At 30.1% G+C, this 701-nt stretch carries 1 protein-coding gene; it reads left to right on the top strand.

The window, feature by feature from the left end:
- Nucleotides 1-468 precede the first annotated feature (468 nt).
- Nucleotides 469-612, top strand: a complete 144-nt coding sequence (locus CIN_RS11980) for a hypothetical protein (RefSeq protein WP_008855196.1) — start codon at nt 469-471, stop codon at nt 610-612.
- The last annotated feature ends 89 nt before the right edge of the window (nt 613-701 follow it).

The following is a 701-nucleotide window of genomic DNA, read 5'->3' on the forward strand; positions in this document are numbered from 1 at the left end:
CTAGCAAGAGCCATTAGTAAAGCTGGGTCAGTCTTTGATACAGACTTAACCTTTTACTCAGTTCATTTCCTAAGCAAGTTTCTCTTACCCATTGAGCAAGTCGTGGCTTAGTTCTACTCTGAAGTAATTGTTTGTATTCTTCTTCACTTACTCGGATTTCTATTTTTTTGGTTCGTTTAATACTCATACAACCAATCTCTTTCTTTGGGGTTAAGGGGATTTCCCCTTACAAGTCATATAGCATGCTATATGTGTGCTTGCCTATATAAATATATAATACTATAGATTGGTATAAATGTTAATATTATAGGTTAAAATAGATGTATAAAAAAATTATTTCATCAGTCATTATATCAATTGTTTTGTCAGCTTGTATGATGAAAGAAGAAAGCTGATGATGCTCCTATTCATTCAAGTTATTATTATATAAATCATTTTCCAAAAGCTGTTGAAGTAGTCAACATTTGTATGAAAAAAGAAAATAGAAAAATACAGTTTTGTAAAGATAATTCAACTCCTGCTTTTTACGCTATGATGAAATATAGTAAGTACAATCCTCGTGCAGATATAAATAAATTAACTCCTGAAAATGCACCTCAAAAAGCTTATTAAAAATACAGTTTTCCACAGTTTAAAAGGGAGACTATAGAGGGATATAATATATCTATTATATCTAGGGAAATCCAAAATCACAAATTATC

This window comes from Commensalibacter intestini A911, from assembly GCF_000231445.1.
GTDB lineage: Bacteria > Pseudomonadota > Alphaproteobacteria > Acetobacterales > Acetobacteraceae > Commensalibacter > Commensalibacter intestini.